Source organism: Xanthomonas sp. JAI131 (assembly GCF_013410075.1).
Lineage (GTDB): Bacteria > Pseudomonadota > Gammaproteobacteria > Xanthomonadales > Xanthomonadaceae > Xanthomonas_A > Xanthomonas_A bonasiae.
This window is the reverse complement of the sequence record NZ_JACCCN010000002.1, coordinates 1,295,682-1,313,377: the sequence shown is the minus strand read 5'-3', so window position 1 is coordinate 1,313,377 and position 17,696 is coordinate 1,295,682. Positions and strand designations below refer to the sequence as shown.

Here is a 17,696-nt window from a genome sequence, read left to right as displayed (position 1 = left end):
GATGGGGCGTCGATCGCACGGCCGCAGCCTCTCCATCTGGACCAATGGCGTGCGCGTGGCGCGCTGGACGCTGCCTGCGCGCGGGGAGATGGAACTGCACTACGACGCGGACTGGGTCGGCGCCGACCTCGGCCGGCCGCTGTCGCTATCGCTGCCGTTCAATCTGCAGAATCTGCCGCTCAAGGGCGAGAAGGTCTTCAACTACTTCGACAACCTGCTGCCCGACAGCGATGCGATCCGCCGGCGCGTGGCGCAGCGCTTCACGGCTCCATCCACCGCTCCCTTCGATCTGCTGAGCGCGGTCGGACGCGATTGCGTGGGGGCCGTGCAGATCCTGGGCGAGGACGAGGTACCGCAGGATGTCGAAGGTATCGACGGCGTACCGCTGTCCGAAGGGGACATCGAACGGCACCTGATCGAAACCGTCTCGCCGCACGCCTTTGCCGCGCACCACGACCCGGATGCGGACTTCCGCATTTCCTTGGCTGGTGCGCAGGAGAAGACGGCCTTGCTGTGGTGGGAGGGGCAGTGGTACGCGCCGCGCGGTGCCACGCCTACCAGCCACATCTTCAAGCTGCCGATGGGCCTGGTGGGCGGGCGGCGGGCGGATTTCAGCACTTCCGTCGACAACGAATGGCTGTGCCTGCGACTGTTGAAGGCCTATGGCTTGAACGTGGCCGATGCGCGCATCGCCCGCTTCGGCCAGCAGCGCGTGCTGGTGGTCGAGCGCTTCGACCGGCGCCTGGCGCCCAATGGGCAGTGGCTCATGCGCCAGCCGCAGGAAGACTTCTGCCAGGTCGCAGGGTGTTCGCCGTTGCGTAAGTACGAGAACGAAGGCGGCCCAGGGCTCACCGCCTTGTTCGGCACATTGCGTCAGTCGATCAATGCCGAGGCCGACATGAAGACGCTGATGGCCGCGCAGGTGCTGTTCTGGTTGTTGCGCGCGCCCGATGGTCATGCCAAGAATTTCAGTATCCAGCTTCTGCCGCGTGGCCGCTTCCAGTTGACTCGGCTGTATGACGTGATGTCGGCCTATCCGGTCTTGGGCGACGGCCCCAATCAGTGGTCGCCCTACGACATCAAGTTGGCCATGGCTCTGCTGGGCAAGAACAAGCATTACGCCATGTACAGCATCCAGCGCAGGCACTTCAGCAGTACGGCGCAGCGGGTCGGTTATGCGTCGACGGCCGAGCCGCTCATCGAGGAGATCCTGGCGCGCACACCGGGCGCCATCGCCGAGGTGCGGGCAGACCTGCCGCAGGACTTCTCGCCGCGCGTTGCCGACGCCATCCTGGGCGGGCTCGAACAGGCAGCCGCCGCGCTCGAAGGAATGGCCGCTTAGCGGGGCGAGCAATCGCCAGCGGGCCATTGCAATCCGGATGCAACCTCTGCGCTCAAGTGGGTGGCAAGGGACGCATCTCGCGGCCGCCAGCGGTGCCGCCTGCGGCGACGACACGGCGCCGCGCCACCACGGTGCCGTCGCCGCCTGACCCTGGCGCGGTAGCTGCCGGGGAGCACTGTGAGACCGGGCAGGCCATCGCCGCCACCTGCCGCCCCGCAAGTCCTTGGCTTCCAGCGATGTCGTCGGCCACCTGAAGCCGTTGCAGGCTTCGAGCAAACGCCGGAACGGCCAGGCGTGTCAGGCGAAGCGCCTGGCGCGCTCGCCAGTTCAGCTCGCCTCCGCCGCCCACTGCACCGCATCCGCCCCGGCCGGCAGATACAACGGCGCCGACGGATCGGTGGCCGCGCGCCAGACGGCTTCGGCGACGTCCTGCATGCGCGTGCCCGGACCGGTGGATTCGGCCATGCGCGCGATGGTGTGGCGCATGAAGTCGCCATAGACCGCGTCGTCCATGCCGCGCAGGCGGGTGCGGGCGGTGTCGCGAAAACGCGTCTCGCCCGAGGAGCCTGGCAGCACGAGACGCACGCGCACGCCGAACGGTTCGACTTCGCTCGCCAGCGATTCGGTGAAGGCATTCACCGCCGCTTTGGCCGCGCGGTAGATGCCGACCAGCGGCAGCGGCTTGTAGGTGACGCTGGAGGTGACGTTCACCACGACGCCGGAACCGCGCGCGCGCATCTGCGGCAACACCGCCTGGGTGAGCGCCATCGTGCCGAAGGTGTTGGTGTCGAACAGGGCGCGCACGGTGTCCATGTCCATCAACTCGAACGGGGCCGGTGCGCCGAAGCCGGCGTTGTTGACCAGCACGTCGATCGGGCCGGCCGCCGCGACGGCCGCGCGGATGCTCTGCGCGTCGGTGACGTCCAACGGCAGCACGCGCAGCTGTGCCGATGGCGGAAACAGGTCGTCGCGCGGGGTGCGCATGGTGGCGAGCACCCGCCAGTCGCGGGCGAGGAAGTAGCGTGCGGCTTCCAGGCCGAAGCCGGAGGAGCAGCCGGTGATCAGGACGGTCTTCAAGGGGATTCCTTTGCGCGTGGACGAGAACCCACGATAGATTGCCGTCCCCGTACTCGCTACGATCCGGAGTCCTTGATTCGTTTGCGAGCGTCCAGCGATGGTGGATCCCCTTGCCGAGGTGGTGACGCTGCTGCAGCCGATGGCCCGGTTCTCCAAGCAGGTGGTCGGTGCCGGTGCCTGGCGCATCCGGCGTTCCGACGCCGGGCAGCCGTTCTACTGCGCGGTGCTGGAGGGCGGCTGCCACATGGCGCTCGACGGCGGCGCGCCGATCCTGCTGCAGGCAGGCGATTTCGTCCTGGTGCCCGCGGCTTACCGCATCACGATGTCCAGCCTTGCGCCGCACGCGGACGTGGCCGAGACCATGCCGACCGCATTGGGGAACGGCGTGTTCCGGATCGGCACGCAGGACGGCCCGACCGACCTGCGCATCCTGGCCGGCCACTGCAGTTTCGGCTCGCCGGATGCGGCGCTGCTGGTCTCGCTGCTGCCGCAGATGGTCTATGTGCACGGCGAGCACCGTCTCGCCACGCTGGTGCGCCTGGTGAGCGAGGAGTCGCGCGAGGCACGCCCCGCACGCGAGGTGGTGCTCTCGCGTTTGCTGGAAGTGCTGCTCATCGAAGCGCTGCGCTCGGCCGCGGGCACGGCGGCGTCGCCGGGCCTGGCGCGCGGGCTGGCCGATGCGCGCCTGGCCGCGGCGATCCGCGCGATGCACGAACAACCCACGCGCGCATGGACGGTGGCGGCGTTGGCGAAGGAAGCGGCCTTGTCGCGCTCGGCGTTCTTCGAGCGCTTCGGCCGCACGGTGGGCATGGCGCCGATGGAATACCTGCTCGCCTGGCGCATGGCCTTGGCCAAGGACCTGCTGCGCCGCAACGAGTTCGGCATTGCCGCGATCGCCGAGCGCGTCGGCTACAGCTCCGCGAGCACCTTCAGCGTCGCGTTCGCCCGCCATGTCGGACAGCCGCCGACGCAGTACGCGCGCGCAGGTGGCCACGGCGCCACGCGCGGCGAACCGTCGTTCTCCGACCACGTCGAGGGCGTGCAGTAGGCATTCGGCGTGGATTACCGCTTCCGGGCCGGCGACCTCGTCGGAGGCGGTGCGGGTTGCGCAAGGATCGCGCCGGTCACGAGTTCGAACAGGCGCTCGGAGCGCTTGGCGTGCGATGGCTGTTCGCGCAGCCAGGCCAGCGCGGCAATCAGGTCGAACAGTTCGTCCCCATCCATGTCGGCGCGTGCCTTGCCATCCTCCTGCGCACGCGCCAGCAGGGCGGCGCCTGCGGAGCGCAGCCGCACGCAGGACGCGTGCAGCGCGGAGGAGGCGTCTTCGATGGCGGACATCATCGGGGCGAGGATGCCGCGCTGGCGATGGGTGAAGGCGATGATCTCCTCAAGCCAGGCCAGCAATGCCTGATCCGAGGCCGCTGCCGTGCGCAAAGCGTCGGCCTTCGCCGCCAGGTCTTCGAAGTCGTTGCGCAGCAGCGCCTCTAGCAGGGCTTCGCGGGTAGGGAAGTGGCGGTACAAGGTGCCCAGGCCGACTTCGGCGCGGCGGGCGATGTCCCGCAGCGAGGCGTCTGCGCCGGTCTCGGCCAGGGCCTCGCGGGCCACGTCGAGCAGGCGTTGGTAGTTTTTCTGAGCGTCGGCGCGCATGCTTTCCTTTACATGTGGAGCAGTGCTCCGTATATTCGGAGCACTGTTCCGATCAGGATACGCCATGCACAGCTCCAACGACACACGGCACATGATGAAAGCGGTCCGCCAGCAGGCCTTCGGCGGCCCCGAAGTGCTCCACTACGAGGACGCGCCTCTGCCCGTGGTGCGACAGGGTGAGGTACGCATCCGGGTTCACGCCATCGGCTTGAACCCGCCGGACCTGTACCTGCGCGAGGGCTACAGCCGCCTGCCTCCGGAATGGCGCCCGCCGGTGGCGTTCCCGCTGATCCTGGGCACGGACGTGTCGGGGGTGATCGAGGCGGTGGCGGAGGATGTGGACGGGCTGTCGCGCGGCGACGCGGTCTACGCGATGGTGCGCTTCCCGGACGGATTGGCCGGCGGCAGCCAGGCGTATGCGCAGTACGTCACCGCGCCCGCCACCGAGGTGGCGCGCAAGCCGGCCGGGATCGACCACGTGCACGCCGCGGGCGCGCCGATGTCGTTGCTGACGGCGTGGCAGTTCCTGATCGCGCAGGGCCACGCCGTGGCCAATCCGCTGCAGCCCATGCCGCATGTGCCGGTGCCGTTGCAGGGCAAGACCGTGGTGGTCAATGGGGCGGCCGGCGGCGTCGGCCATTTCGCGCTGCAGCTGGCCAGGTGGCAAGGCGCGCGCGTGATCGCGGTGGCTTCCGGCAAGCACGAGGCCTTCGTGCGTGCGCTGGGGGCCGAGCGCTTCGTCGACTACACCAAGGCCGCGCCGGAGGAGGTGCTGCGCGACGTGGACCTGGTGGTGGATGCCGTCGGCGGCCCCGGCGCCGGCAGGTTCCTGCGCACGCTCAAGCGCGGCGGCGCGCTGTTCCCGATCTTCCCGCTCGGCTTCGACGGGCACGCCGAAGCGGCGGCGCGGGGCGTGACGGTGTCCACCACCCAGGTGCGCTCCAGCGGCGCGCAACTCGCCGAACTCGCGGCGCTGCTGGAGGCGGGCACGGTGCGCGTGGCCATCGACAGCACCTTCGCGCTGTCGCAGGCGCGGCAGGCGCACGAACGCGCCGAGCAAGGGCACATCCAGGGCAAGATCGTGATGACGGTCGACTGAGGCCGCGGGCCGGGGCGTTGCCGCCTGCATCGATGCTGGCGATCCCGGCAGGCGGTGCGCGCGCTGGCCGCCGTGGCGACGCCACGCAGGAGCGACGGCGATCGTCTGACTGCGCGGCAGGCGCTGTTGCCGCCTTCCCCGTGCCGGGAGCCGGTGCGCGCGGCACGTTGGCCGGTGCATTGTGGCAGGGATTTCGCCACGGCACGTGCCGGTGTCTCTGCGCGCGCCGACGAATCTGTATACCCTCATGGCGCCATGGGATCGCTGTGGCGACTCAAGGGAGAGACACACATGTCACAACACGAAGAACAATCGACCGCGGCACTGGATACGGATGCGTTGCTGGCTGCGGCCCATCACCCCGACTACCTGCTGCAGGATCTGGTGGCGATCGCGAACCTGGGCGTGCAGATCGGGCTGACGCTGACGGTGGGCGGCAGCACCATCTCCGGCATGCTGATCGGCGGCAAGGAGTTCATGCAGCGGCTGACCGAGTCGATCACCGAGGTGGCGCCCGACGAGCTGGTCGCGCCGCTGCAGGAGCGCTTCCAGCCGTACCGCGACATCTACGAACAGAGCGAGCTGAAGCCGGCCACCTTCGTCCATCTCGCCGATGCGCGGGTGGTGGCGACGGGCGGCGAGTTTCCGGTCAACGGTTGTCTGTGGCGGGGACGGATCAGCCAGGTCTCCGGCTTCAGCATCGGCGTGATGTCCAGCGTCTGAGGCGATCCAGCGGCACGGCAAGACCCCGCTTCGGCGGGGTTTTTTTTGTCCGCTACATGGAAAATCGGTCTCTGCCCGCCTGTTTCGCCCGGTACAGCGCGGCGTCGGCCATGCCGACCAGTTCCGCGGCGGTCCAGCGCTGATCCTCCATGTGCACGCTTGCCACGCCGATGCTTACCGTCACCCGCGCGTCGGTCGGGCTGGACGCATGCGGCAGGTCCAGGTCGCGCACCGCGGTGCGTACCTGCTGCGCCAGCGTCTGCGCGCCCGCGGCGTCGGTGAACGGCAGGATCACCGCGAATTCCTCGCCGCCGTAGCGGGCGGCGATGTCGTGCGGCCGCTGCGCGCAGGCGGCCAGCGCCTGTCCCACGTGCCGCAGGCAGGCGTCGCCGTTCACGTGTCCGTAGGTGTCGTTGTAGAGCTTGAAGTGGTCCACGTCGATCATCAGCAGCGAAATACTGGAGTGCAGGGCTTCGCTCTGCTGCAGCGCGCCGCGCAACTTGTAGTCGAAGCCGCGTCGGTTGTAGATGCCGGTGAGCGTGTCGCTCCAGGCTTCCGTGCTCAGCTTGGTCTCGCTGGCCTGCATGCGCCGCAGTTGCTGGTCCAGCCAGAGGCCGAGGCCGAAGAACAGCGCGCACGCGATCACCGCGATGCACGAGCGCCGCACGGCCACCGCGCGCCAGGGCGCAAGCACTTCGTCGGTGGACACGCCGATCAGCACCCAGAACGGATAGCGCTGGACAGGGGCGAATCCGGAGATCCGCTCCACTCCGTCGATGGGCGACACGGCGGCGATGGAGCCGCGGCGTACTGCCTGCATGGTCCGATGGAAGGGCGTGCCGGCGATGCTGCCGCCGCTTCGGCCGATGTCTCCGGGGGAGCGGGAGACGACAGTGCCGTCGTCGCCGACGATCGCGATCGATCCGTCGTGTCCGATGTCGAACAGGCGGTGGAAGCGGGCGAAATAGTCGATCGGGATGCCGACCAGCACGATGCCGGCGAAGGAGCCGTCGGGCCTGTCGATGCGTCGGGTCAGCGGGACGATCCAGGCGCCATCGGCCGGGCTGCGGATCGGCCCGCTCAGCAGCGCCAGGCGGCCGCCGTGGTGCCGATGGTGTGCGAAGTAGGCCGGTTCGGAACCGTTGCGGTGCTTCGCGCCTGCAGGGAGCGAGGAGTTCACCGGGCGCCCGTGCGCGTCGTAGACGACGATGAGATGCACGCGGTCGGAGCGGTCGACCTCTTCGCGCATGGAGTCGCGCAGGGCGTCCGGCGCAAGAAGGCCGCTCTCGACGCCGGCGACGACGCCTGTCAGCACCGTCTCGGCGATGGCGAACGAATCGCTGGTGTGCTGGGCGAGGGAGCTGGCCAGGTTCAGCGCATTGGTCCGTGCGGTCTGCAACGCCGTGTTCCTGGCGTCGCGCAGCGACGAGTACTCCGACCCGGCCAGCACCGCCCACGCGGCGGTGACGAACAGGTACAGCGCCACGCGCTGGGCCAGGTTTCTGCGGCGCTTGCCTTTGGTCATGCCCGCCGCCCCCTCGCGGCGCGTCTCTCGACTCCCCTGGCGGTTATCGGCAGCGGAGCCCCGGGCTGAACCACCAGGGCGGCGCGACGGGCACGCATGCCGCCAGGCGCGTGGCCGCCGTGGGCGCGTTGGCGTCAACTCACCGCCCGCCGTTGGAGCGAACATTTGAAGGACGACGCGTTTTCGCCAAGGGCAGTCGTTAGCTGGCACGTGAAACCTAAGTGAGTCACGTGTACGCATGTTCCGACGGTCCGCATGCGCATCGTCGACGCGCGGCACGGCCCACTGCGCCGCGCCTGCACGCTGCGCAGTCGCTCGCTCGATGCGCAGGCCGGCTTCTGGATCGTGATCGGCATGCTGTGCGTGCGAAGCGCATCTGGCGCGCATACCGGACGCGATCACCGAGGTGCGCGCCACCTGCCGCAGGACGCTTCGCCGCGCGTTGCCGACGCCATCCCGCGCGGTGGCCGCGGTGCCCGAAGGGAGGGCGGCGTAGCGAACGCGAGGACGTGTCGCGACCTGCGCAAGAGTGCGGCGCGTCGACGCGCGTTGGACGTGGCGTCGGGCCACGGATGAGGCCATGGCTGTTGCGCAGCAGCATGCAACCCCGAAACGGGCGTGTTACATCTACCCGCGTTGGATCGATCCAAAGCCGTCGATGCATTGCATCCTGGGGAAGACGGCGAGTGGGGGATCGCGCGCCACGCGTCTGCTGATGGTCGCTGACGGATCCGCATGCACCTGCGGCCGCGGCGATGCGTCGGCGCCGACGTTGCGCGCGGTCCATCGGGTCGATCCGGTCCACGTTGCGTTCTTGCATCGCGCGCCGTTGTCACTGCGGTTGCGCGCCGCCACGCGCGCCGCGGGTGCCACCGACCGACACTTCCTGGGAGCCTGCCATGACGTTCCGTCCGCCCTTCGCGCACCTGCCTGATGCTTCGCGCCGGTGGCTGGCATCCGTCGTTGCGACGGGGTTGCTGCTGGCAGGCAGCGGCGCGGCGTGCGCGCACGACAGCGGCTTCGCCTCCTCGTTCGAGCGCGGCGAACCCGCGCCGGCGCCGGCCGCGCAGACCGACCAGCAGGGCGTGCAGATCGCTGTCGGCAACGGCCCCGCGCATCCCTACGCGGCCAAGGCCGGCATGGGCTACACCGGGTTGCACGCGTTGCGCTATCGCGCCGCTGCGGCCGGGCGCGCGTCGCTGTTCGCGGTCGATGTTGCGGTGGAGCCGGACACGGTGCTGTCGTGGATGGTGCTGCCGGAGATCGTGGACGACGACACGGTGGCCTCGACCGGTGTGGCGGTGGATCTGCTGTTCGACGATGGGCGCCGGTTGTCGGAGCTGGGCGTGGAGGATCAGCACGGTGCGCTGGTCAGCGCACAGGGGCAGGCGGCGTCGCAAACGCTGTATCCGCAGCAGTGGGCGCTCAAGCAGGTGCGGCTGGGCGAGGTGGCGGCCCTGCGTGGCAGGCGCATCCGTGCCATCGAGTTGCAGGTGCAGCCTGGCGCCGGCAAGCTGGCGTCGGGCTGGATCGACGATGTCGCGCTGCGCCGCGAGGCAGCGCCGCAGGCGGCGCGACGGCCGAGCGACGAGGTGGTGACCACGCGCGGCACGCAGTCGAACGGCACGTTCTCGCGCGGCAACAACATTCCCGCCACGGCGATGCCGCATGGCTTCAATTTCTGGGTGCCGGCGACCGATGCCGGTTCGCTCGGCTGGCTGTACCGCTGGAACGAGCAGAACGGCGAGGACAACCGGCCGCGGCTGCAGGCGCTGTCGATCAGTCACGAGCCCAGCCCATGGATGGGCGATCGGCAGACCTTCCAGGTGATGCCCTCGTCCACGCGCGGAGTGCCGGAGGCGGACCGCGGCAAGCGCGCGTTGTCGTTCGGTCACGACCACGAAGAGGCGCGCCCGCATCTGTACCGGGTGGACTTCGACAACGGTATCCGCGCCGAACTGGCGCCGAGCGAGCGGGCGGCGATCTTCCGCTTCCGCTTCCCGCGCGGCGGCGATGCCAATCTGCTGTTCGACAACGTCGATGCGCGCGGTGGCCTGACCCTGGACGCGGCGACGCAGACGCTGCGCGGCTACTCCGACACGCGCAGCGGGCTGTCCAACGGCGCCACGCGCCTGTTCGTGTATGCGCGCTTCGACCGTCCGTGGATCGCCAGCGGCAAGATCGCCACGGGACGGCCCACCGGCTACGTGAAGTTCGCGCCGGGCGCCGAGCGCGAAGTGGTGATGCGCATCGCCACCTCGCTGATCTCGGTGGAGCAGGCGCAGCGCAATCTGCAGCAGGAGATCGGCGACGCCGGGTTCGACGTGGTGCGGGAGCGCGCGCAGGACGCGTGGGACGCGGTGCTGGGACGGGTGCAGGTGCAGGGCGCCAGCCACGATCAGCGGGTCACGCTGTACTCCAATCTGTACCGCCTGTTCCTGTATCCGAACATCGCCCACGAGAACGTCGGCGATGCGGCGCATCCGGATTGGCGGCATGCCGACCAGAACACGTGGTCCAAGGACAGTGCCGGCGGCGACGCCGAGCGCAGCTCCGCGCCGGTGGTGCCGGGCAAGGTCTACGTCAACAACGGCTTCTGGGACACCTTCCGCACCAGTTGGCCGGCCTACGCGCTGTTCGCGCCGGAGCAGGCCGGGGCGATGATCGACGGTTTCCTGCAGCAGTACCGCGACGGCGGCTGGGTGGCGCGCTGGTCCTCGCCCGGCTATGCGGACCTGATGGTCGGCACCAGCTCCGACGTGGCCTTCGCCGACGCCTGGCTGAAGGGCGTGCGCGGATTCGACGCGCACGCCGCCTATGCCGCGGCGCTGCGCAATGCCACGGTGGTGCCGCCGGTGGCGAACGTCGGCCGCAAGGGGCTGGCCCGCTCGATGTACCGTGGCTACGCCGCCAACGACGTGCACGAAGGCCTGTCGTGGACATTGGAGGGCGCGCTCAACGATTTCGGGCTGGCGCAGATGGCGCAGGCGCTGGCGGCCGAGGAACAGGATCCGCAGCAAGCGCAGCGCTATCGCGAAGAAGCCGAGTATTTTCAGGCGCGTGCCACCGACTACGTGGCGCTGTTCGATCCCGCGACGCGCTTCTTCCGCGGGCGCACGCCCGCAGGCCAGTGGGGCGTGCCGGCGTCGGGCTTCGATCCGCGCGTGTGGGGCGGCGACTACACCGAGGCCAATGCCTGGACCTTCGCCTTCACCACCCCGCACGACGCCGCCGGCCTGGCCGGGCTGCTGGGCGGCGAGGATGCACTGGCGAAGCGGCTGGACGATTTCTTCGCCACGCCGGAGACCGCCGAACACCAGTTTGCCGGCAGCTACGGCGGCGTCATCCACGAGATGACCGAAGCGCGCGACGTGCGCATGGGCATGTACGCGCACAGCAACCAGCCGTCGCACCACATTCCGTGGATGTACGTGGCGGCGGGGCAGCCGTGGAAGACGCAGCGCATCACCCGCGAGGTGTTGCGCCGGCTGTACCTGGGCAGCGAGATCGGCCAGGGCTATCCCGGCGACGAGGACAACGGCGAGATGTCGGCGTGGTACCTGTTCGCGATGCTCGGGTTGTATCCGCTGCGCATGGGCGCGCCGGAGTATGTGATCGGCTCGCCCGCGTTCCCACGGGCGGAGGTCGATCTCGGCAACGGCCGCAAGCTGGTGGTGATCGCACGCAACAACAGTGCGCGCAACGTGTACGTGCAATCGCTCACGCTCGACGGCAAGCCGTGGAACAAGGCCTGGCTGCGCCATCAGGACATCGCCGACGGCGCCACGCTGGAGTTCGTGATGGGCGAGACGCCGTCGCGCTGGGGCAGCGGCGCCGCTGCGCTGCCGCCGTCGCTGACCCCGCCCGGCAGCGCGCCGCGCGGCCTGCAGGACGTGGTGTCGCAGGCGGTGGCAGTGTCGTTGAATGGACAACCCAAAGCCGCCGCATTGATCGACGACGACGCGACGACGGCGCTGTCGCTGTCGGCCGGCGCCAGCGTCGACCTGCGCTTGGCGACACCGACGCGCGCCACGCACTACACGCTGACCAACGCCGACCGCGCATTGTCCGGCCTGGCCTGGACGCTGGAAGGGCGCAATGGCGACGGCGCCTGGACCATGCTGGACCAGCGGGGCGCGCAGGCGTTCGCCTGGGCGCGGCAATTGCGGCCGTTCCGCATCGCCCACCCCGGCGCCTACGCTGCGTACCGCTTGCGCCTGGAGGCGGGCGAGGGCGTGGCGCTGGCCGAGATCGAACTGTTGCAGCCGGTGGCCCGGCAGGCCGTGCCATGAAGCGGCGACAGCGCAGCGCGTGCGACGTCCGTCGCCCGCTGCAGGAGAACGCAATCCGCTAGACCGGTGGCGCGACAACAGGCTCGCCGGAAAGTGCCGAGGTAGCTGGTTTTTCACGTGATTGGGACGATCCAATACGGTTTGTGCAGGACAGGAGGAAAGAAACGCAAGGCCGGCTCGCCGCAGTGACGCCGGATGTTTTCCTGCCGCGACGCGCGCACGTTCCGCTCGGTCTTTGGATCGATTGAAACCCGTCGTCGCCGCAGCCGATCAATCTTTGGGAGAGGATGATTGAAATGAACCGCATGTCACACGTACGCCACCGCAGCACCTTGTCTGTGGGGATCGCCATCGCCTTGTGCGCGAGCGCCGCCTCCACCACCGCCTTCGCTCAGCAGGCCGACAGCACGCCAGCGCCCTCGGGCCAGGCCGAACTGCAGCCCAAGGACCTGGACGCGGTCACGGTGACCGGCTACCGCTACGCGATCGAGAAAAGCCTGGAGCAGAAGCGCAACGCCAACGCCGTAGTGGACGTGATCACCGCCGAGGACGTCGGCAAGTTCCCCGACAAGAACGTAGCCGACGCGTTGCAGCGCGTGCCCGGCGTGGTCATCAGCCGCGACGGCGGCGAGGGCAAGAACGTCAGCGTGCGCGGCCTGTCCTCGGAGCTGGTGCTGACCGAATTGAACGGCAACTACATCGCCACCGCCGAGTCCAACGGCGACCCGACGCGCTCGTTCAACTACACGCTGCTGCCGTCGAACCTGCTGGGCAGCGCGGAGTTGTACAAGACGCCGGAAGCGCGCATCGACGAAGGCGGCATCGGCGGCACGGTGATCCTGCAGACGCGGCGGCCGCTGGAGCTGGAACCCCATTCCGGCTTCGTCTCGGTCGAGGGCACCTGGGCCGATACCAGCAAGAAGACCGACGGCCAGTTCTCCGGTTCGTACTCGTGGCACGACAAGGACAACCGCTTCGGCGTGTTCGTCGGCTATACGCAGCAGAAGCGCACGGCGCGCACCCTGGACGCCAGCACCGAGGACTGGCAGTGGTACGGCCGCGACGAAGTCGGCCCGGCCGTGGACGTGAACGGCAATCCGTCGGCGTTCAACTCCAACTGGTGGGGCGGCACCGGCTTCTGGGACCAGAACGGCAATTACCGCACCGGCTTCATGATGCCGACCGCGGTCAGCCTGGACGTCAAGCAGGAGGAGCGCGAGCGCAAGGGCGGCCAGCTGACCTTCCAGTTCAAGCCGACCGACGACCTGACCCTGACCGCGAACTACTTCCGCTTCGACCTCTCGCAGAACTCGCAGACCAACACCGTCAAGATTCCCGAGTGGAACATCGCGCGCTACTACGGCGATGGCAACTGGCGCGGCGGCCGCCTGCTCGATGGGCTGCACTTCGATCCCAGCGGCACCATCGTCACCGGCGCCGACTACAGCCTGCATCCGGGCAAGGCGTACTACTGCAGCGAAGCCCAGGCCGCGGCGGCCGGCCTGCCGCCAGGCGGCTGGGGCTCGGACGACTGCACCGTGCCGACGCCGCAGATCACCGGCAGCTACAACATCGAAAAATCGCTGTCGCAGACGGTGGACCTGGGCGGCGAATGGCGCGGCGAAAGCGTGGACGTGTCCTTCAAGGCCGGCCGCACCTGGGCCAAGGGCGGGCCGGAGCTGCAGTTCTCCCTGCCGATCAAGCCGCGCCTGCAGAACCCCGACGGCAGCTGGACCAACGGCAACTTCGCCAGCGCCTGGGACCTGACCGGCACCCCGACCATGACGTTCTCGCCGGAGCTGATGCAGAACCTGCGCGACGGGATCCTGCAGGTCGATCTGGGTTCGACCGGCTCGTCCTGGACCCGCAACACCAACCAGCAGAAGTACGCGCAGATCGACACCACCTGGCATCTCGACGGCGAGGTCTTCGATTCGCTGCAGTTCGGCCTCAAGCGCCGCGACGGCGGCATCCACCGCAACACCGGCAACAACTACTGGGTGTGTCCGGGCACCGACCCGGGCGACTACGACAACCGCTACTGGAACGGGCGCTGCAACGCCATCGCCACGCAGTTCTCGCCCGACTTGCTGTATGCGATGGACAACTTCCCCGGCGGGGTGAAGGCCAGTGCGTTTCCGGCGATCAACTTCCCGGGCTACATCGGCTACTTGAACAACACCTACGGCGCGATGCAGACCCGCAGCGAAGACAACTTCGTCTACAACGTCGACGAGAAGATCTATTCCACCTACCTGCAACTCAACTTCCACACCGAGCGCCTGCGCGGCAACGTCGGCGTGCGGGTAGCGCGCACCGGCCAGCACGCCGATTCCACCGACAAGGTGACCGCCTACAACGATTACTTCTTCGACGGCGCCGACGGCAATCCGCTGGCCTGCCAGCAGGGCGCCGCCATGCCCACCGGCGCTCCGGCCGACACCTACTGCGGTACCGAAGGCTACTGGCGGTTGTCGGACAGCGAGCAACGCAACGAGTCGTTCGTCATCAGCGGCCTGGACCGCAATTACACCGACGTGCTGCCGAGCTTCAACCTGGCCTACGACCTGACCGACAACCTGCTGCTGCGTGCGGCGGCGTCGAAGGTGATCGCACGGCCCAGCTATACCGACATCGCCGCGCCCGGCAGCCTGGAGTACTACAGCCCCGAGTACGTGGCCGACCGGCGCCTGACCGGCGGCGCCAGCGAGCAGGGCTGGTACGGCTCGGGCAGCAACAAGAACCTGGAGCCGTACAAGGCCAACCAGTTCGACCTGGGGCTGGAGTGGTACTTCCAGCCGGGCTCGGTGGCGGGTGTGGGACTGTTCCGCAAGAACGTCGAGAACTTCGCGGTCGGCGTGATCAGCGACGTGAACATGATGGTCGACGGGCAGATGGTCACCGTGCAGAACTACAGCACCCAGGCCGGCGGCCAGGATGCGGTCTCGCAAGGCGTGGAGCTGTACGCGCAGCACACGCTGGCATCCGGCCTCGGCGTACAGTTCAACTACACCTACAACGATGCCAGCAAGGCGGCGGTGCGGCTGGAGGATGGGACCGAGGTCGGCAAGACCTCCATGCCCGGCAGCGCCAAGAACCAGACCAACCTCACCGTGTTCTACGAGACCGACCGCCTGCTGCTGCGCGCCTCGTACAACCGTCGCGGCGAACTGGTGCAGGGCCTGGTCAACGGGCTGAACATCTACGAGGAGCCGTACTACCAGATCGATCTGAACGCGGCCTACAACATCACGCCGGCGCTCAGCCTCTCCGCGTCGGTGCTGAACCTGACCAAGCAGGAGACGCGCCAGCACCTGGGCGATGACACCCGCGATCGCTTTTATACCAGCGGCTACGCCGGCCGGCTGGCGTATCTGGGGCTGACCTACAAGTTCTAGGCGCGCCCCCGGTATCCGGGCCCATGCGGCACTCCCGTTCGGCGGGAGGCCGCGCGGGCCGGACGCCGTTTTTCGTTGCAGGCCACGACCGTTCCCGTCGCGCGGGGCGGTCGCTCACCACAGGACCACACCGCATGACGCTTCCCCCGCTGCCCTCCCTGCTCCACACGCTCGCCCTGTCCTTGTTGCTGACCGCGCCGGCGCTGGCGGCCGCGCCACGGCCCAGCGCCGAGGTCAACACCTTCATCGGCAGCAAGGACGACGGCAACACCTTTCCCGGCGCGTCCGCACCGTTCGGGATGATCCAGGTCAGCCCGATCGGCGCGCACTACGCCGGCTGGCGCTACGACGATCCGCAGATCCGCGGCTTCGGCCATTCCTTCCTCTCCGGCGCCGGCTGTTGGGAACAGGGCGGGCAGGTCTCGGTGCTGCCGGTGACCGGGCGCATCGGCCCGGGCGGCGAGTTCGATACGGCCGATCCGAAGGCGTTCGACCACGCGCGCTACGGTGCGCGCTACCAGCACGATGGCGAGCGTGGCCAGGCCGGCTACTACAAGGTGCGGTTGACCGATTACGGCGGCATCGATGCCGAAGCCACCGCGCTGACCCGGGCGGCGGCCGAGCGCTACACCTTTGCGACCTCGGGCGAGGGCCATGTGCTGGTCAACATCGGCCAGGCCAACGCCCGCCATGTCGTCACCGGCAGCACCCTGAGCGTGGTCGGCGACCGCGTGGTGGAAGGCAAGCTGGTGACCGACAGCTTCTGCGGCGGCCACCAGTACACGACCTGGTTCCGCCTGGAGTTCGATCGTCCGTTCAAGGCCTTCGGCACCTGGGGCGAGGCCGGCGGCGTGCCGGGATCGCGCCATGTCATGGAAGGCGAGGGCAAGCCGAGCGGCGCCTGGCTGACCTTCGACCTGGGCAAGGGCCGCGCGGTGACCGCCATCTCGGCGATCTCGCACGTCGATGCCGAGGGCGCGCGCAACAACCTGCGCAGCGAGGGCATGGCCAATGGCCGCCTGCTCGGCTTCGATGCAATGCGCGCCCGCGCACAGCGGACGTGGGACAAGGAGCTTGCCAGCGTGCGCGTGCGCGGTGGCAGCGGCGACGACCGCGCGGTGTTCTACACGGCGCTGTACCACGCGCTGCTGCAGCCGCTGACCGGCAGCGATGCCGATGGCCGTTACCGCGGCTACGACGACGGGATCCACCGCGCCGACGGCTGGACCTACCACGAGTATTTCTCGCTGTGGGACACCTACCGCTCGCAGAACCAGTTGCTGGCCCTGCTGCGGCCGCAGCGCGCCGCCGACATCGCACGCTCGCTCCTGGCGATCGATGAGCAGGGGGGCTGGCTGCCGCGCTGGGGCTATGCCAACTTCGAGAGCAACGTCATGACCGGCGATCCGGTCACGCCGTTCCTGGTCGACCTGTGGCGCTTCGGCGCGCTGCAGGGGCGCGAGGCCGAGGCCTACGCCGCGCTGCGCCGCAACGCCTTCGAGATGCCGCCGTTGAACTCGCGACATGCCGGCCGGTCCGGCAATGCCAATTACCTGGCGCACGGCTTCGTGCAGTACGACCGCGCGTTCCCGTCCAAGGGCATGGATGTCGATCCGCACCACGGCGGCTCGGCGACGCTGGAGTACGCGCTGGCCGACTGCGCGCTGTCGACGATGGCCGGCGCGCTGGGTCACGCCGAGGACGCCGCGGTGCTGAACCGCCGCGGGCGCAACTGGCGCACGCTGTGGGACCCGACGGTGCGCGATGCGCAGACCGGTTTCAGCGGCTTCCCGCGGCCGCGCACCGAGGACGGTGCGTGGTACACGCCGTCGGATGGCCATTACGACCCGCGCTCGCAGCACGGCTTCCATGAAGGCACCGCCTGGCAGTACCAGTGGCTGGCGCAGCAGGACGTGCCGGGCCTGGTACAAGCGATGCACGGACCGGAGCAGGCCGCGCGGCGCCTGGACGCGTTCTTCGCCTACGACGCGCTGCTGGCCGATCCGGCCGGCGCCGCGCGCAAGGAATGGGTGGTGGGGCCGTACAGCTACTACAGCCAGTTCCGCTACAACCCCAACAACGAACCCGATCTGCACGCGCCGTGGATGTACACGCTGATCGGCCAGCCATGGAAGACCAGTACGGTGCTGCATGCGGCGCAGACGCTGTTCACCAATGCGCCGAACGGCGTCACCGGCAACGACGACCTGGGCACGATGTCGGCGTGGTACCTGTTCAGCGCCATGGGCCTGTATCCGGCGGTACCCGGCACCGGGCAGTTCCTGCTGCATGCGCCGCGCTTCTCGCGTATCGAGCTGGACGTGGGGCCGGGCCGCACGCTGCGCATCGACGCGCCGCAGGCCGGCGACGGCGCGCTGCGCTATATCCGCGGCGTGACCCTGGACGGACGCACGCAGGCGCCGGTCTGGCTGGACTGGGCGCAGCTGCGCCAGGGCGGCCGCTTGCGCTTCGAGCTGAGCGAGGCGCCGCAGCCGCAGGGCTGGGGCACGCGCCCGCAGGACCTGCCGCTGTCGCCCTGTGCCGCCGAACCCGCTGCGGCGGGCATGACCTTGCGCTGAGTCCGCACACGAGA

At 69.0% G+C, this 17,696-nt stretch carries 11 protein-coding genes; 8 read left to right on the top strand and 3 right to left on the bottom strand.

Annotation, left to right across the window (positions count from 1 at the left end; genetic code table 11):
- Window position 1 precedes the first annotated feature (1 nt).
- Window positions 2-1,342, top strand: coding sequence for a type II toxin-antitoxin system HipA family toxin (locus HDC36_RS12205; protein ID WP_179567600.1), 1,341 nt, complete (start codon window positions 2-4; stop codon window positions 1,340-1,342).
- Window positions 1,343-1,669: 327 nt separating this feature from the next.
- Here HDC36_RS12205 and HDC36_RS12200 read toward each other — a convergent pair whose 3' ends face one another.
- Complete coding sequence (locus HDC36_RS12200) at window positions 1,670-2,419, bottom strand: SDR family oxidoreductase (RefSeq protein ID WP_179567598.1); 750 nt, start codon at window positions 2,417-2,419, stop codon at window positions 1,670-1,672.
- A gap of 97 nt (window positions 2,420-2,516) precedes the next feature.
- On the opposite strand from HDC36_RS12200, the gene HDC36_RS12195 reads away from it, so the two are divergent.
- Window positions 2,517-3,467, top strand: a complete 951-nt coding sequence (locus HDC36_RS12195) for an AraC family transcriptional regulator (protein ID WP_179567596.1) — start codon at window positions 2,517-2,519, stop codon at window positions 3,465-3,467.
- Window positions 3,468-3,481: 14 nt separating this feature from the next.
- On the opposite strand, the gene HDC36_RS12190 is transcribed toward HDC36_RS12195, so the two are convergent.
- The gene (locus HDC36_RS12190) at window positions 3,482-4,066 is read right to left on the bottom strand and encodes a TetR/AcrR family transcriptional regulator (RefSeq protein WP_179567594.1); all 585 of its coding nucleotides are present in this window, start codon (window positions 4,064-4,066) and stop codon (window positions 3,482-3,484) included.
- Between the two features lie 64 nt (window positions 4,067-4,130).
- Here HDC36_RS12190 and HDC36_RS12185 point away from each other — a divergent pair, with 64 nt between their 5' ends.
- Entirely contained in the window at window positions 4,131-5,165 is a 1,035-nt protein-coding gene (locus HDC36_RS12185) for an NADP-dependent oxidoreductase (RefSeq protein WP_218848158.1), read from the top strand.
- Window positions 5,166-5,456: 291 nt separating this feature from the next.
- Complete coding sequence (locus HDC36_RS12180) at window positions 5,457-5,888, top strand: gas vesicle protein (RefSeq protein WP_179567592.1); 432 nt, start codon at window positions 5,457-5,459, stop codon at window positions 5,886-5,888.
- A gap of 52 nt (window positions 5,889-5,940) precedes the next feature.
- Here HDC36_RS12180 and HDC36_RS12175 read toward each other — a convergent pair whose 3' ends face one another.
- Complete coding sequence (locus tag HDC36_RS12175) at window positions 5,941-7,578, bottom strand: sensor domain-containing diguanylate cyclase (protein ID WP_255432696.1); 1,638 nt, start codon at window positions 7,576-7,578, stop codon at window positions 5,941-5,943.
- A 90-nt stretch (window positions 7,579-7,668) separates the two neighbouring features.
- On the opposite strand from HDC36_RS12175, the gene HDC36_RS12170 reads away from it, so the two are divergent.
- The 4 genes from HDC36_RS12170 to HDC36_RS12155 all read left to right on the top strand — a co-directional run bounded on the left by HDC36_RS12170 (window position 7,669) and on the right by HDC36_RS12155 (window position 17,682).
- Window positions 7,669-7,989 carry a hypothetical protein gene (locus tag HDC36_RS12170; protein ID WP_179567590.1) on the top strand — a complete coding sequence of 107 codons (321 nt, stop codon included), beginning with the start codon at window positions 7,669-7,671 and terminating at the stop codon, window positions 7,987-7,989.
- Window positions 7,990-8,312: 323 nt separating this feature from the next.
- The gene (locus tag HDC36_RS12165; RefSeq protein ID WP_255432695.1) at window positions 8,313-11,705 is read left to right on the top strand and encodes a GH92 family glycosyl hydrolase; all 3,393 of its coding nucleotides are present in this window, start codon (window positions 8,313-8,315) and stop codon (window positions 11,703-11,705) included.
- A 305-nt stretch (window positions 11,706-12,010) separates the two neighbouring features.
- Window positions 12,011-15,103 carry a TonB-dependent receptor gene (locus HDC36_RS12160; protein ID WP_343204337.1) on the top strand — a complete coding sequence of 1,031 codons (3,093 nt, stop codon included), beginning with the start codon at window positions 12,011-12,013 and terminating at the stop codon, window positions 15,101-15,103.
- Window positions 15,104-15,237: 134 nt separating this feature from the next.
- A complete protein-coding gene (locus HDC36_RS12155; RefSeq protein ID WP_179567586.1) occupies window positions 15,238-17,682 on the top strand; it encodes a GH92 family glycosyl hydrolase in 2,445 nt (814 codons plus the stop codon).
- Window positions 17,683-17,696 lie beyond the last annotated feature (14 nt).

Coding starts and splice junctions, on each gene's coding strand:
- HDC36_RS12205 (WP_179567600.1), top strand. CDS start 2: ATGGGGCGTCGATCGCACGGCCGCAGCCTCTCCATCTGGACCAATGGC.
- HDC36_RS12195 (WP_179567596.1), top strand. CDS start 2,517: ATGGTGGATCCCCTTGCCGAGGTGGTGACGCTGCTGCAGCCGATGGCC.
- HDC36_RS12190 (WP_179567594.1), bottom strand. CDS start 4,066: ATGCGCGCCGACGCTCAGAAAAACTACCAACGCCTGCTCGACGTGGCC.
- HDC36_RS12185 (WP_218848158.1), top strand. CDS start 4,131: ATGCACAGCTCCAACGACACACGGCACATGATGAAAGCGGTCCGCCAG.
- HDC36_RS12180 (WP_179567592.1), top strand. CDS start 5,457: ATGTCACAACACGAAGAACAATCGACCGCGGCACTGGATACGGATGCG.
- HDC36_RS12175 (WP_255432696.1), bottom strand. CDS start 7,578: ATGTTCGCTCCAACGGCGGGCGGTGAGTTGACGCCAACGCGCCCACGG.
- HDC36_RS12170 (WP_179567590.1), top strand. CDS start 7,669: ATGCGCATCGTCGACGCGCGGCACGGCCCACTGCGCCGCGCCTGCACG.
- HDC36_RS12165 (WP_255432695.1), top strand. CDS start 8,313: ATGACGTTCCGTCCGCCCTTCGCGCACCTGCCTGATGCTTCGCGCCGG.
- HDC36_RS12160 (WP_343204337.1), top strand. CDS start 12,011: ATGTCACACGTACGCCACCGCAGCACCTTGTCTGTGGGGATCGCCATC.
- HDC36_RS12155 (WP_179567586.1), top strand. CDS start 15,238: ATGACGCTTCCCCCGCTGCCCTCCCTGCTCCACACGCTCGCCCTGTCC.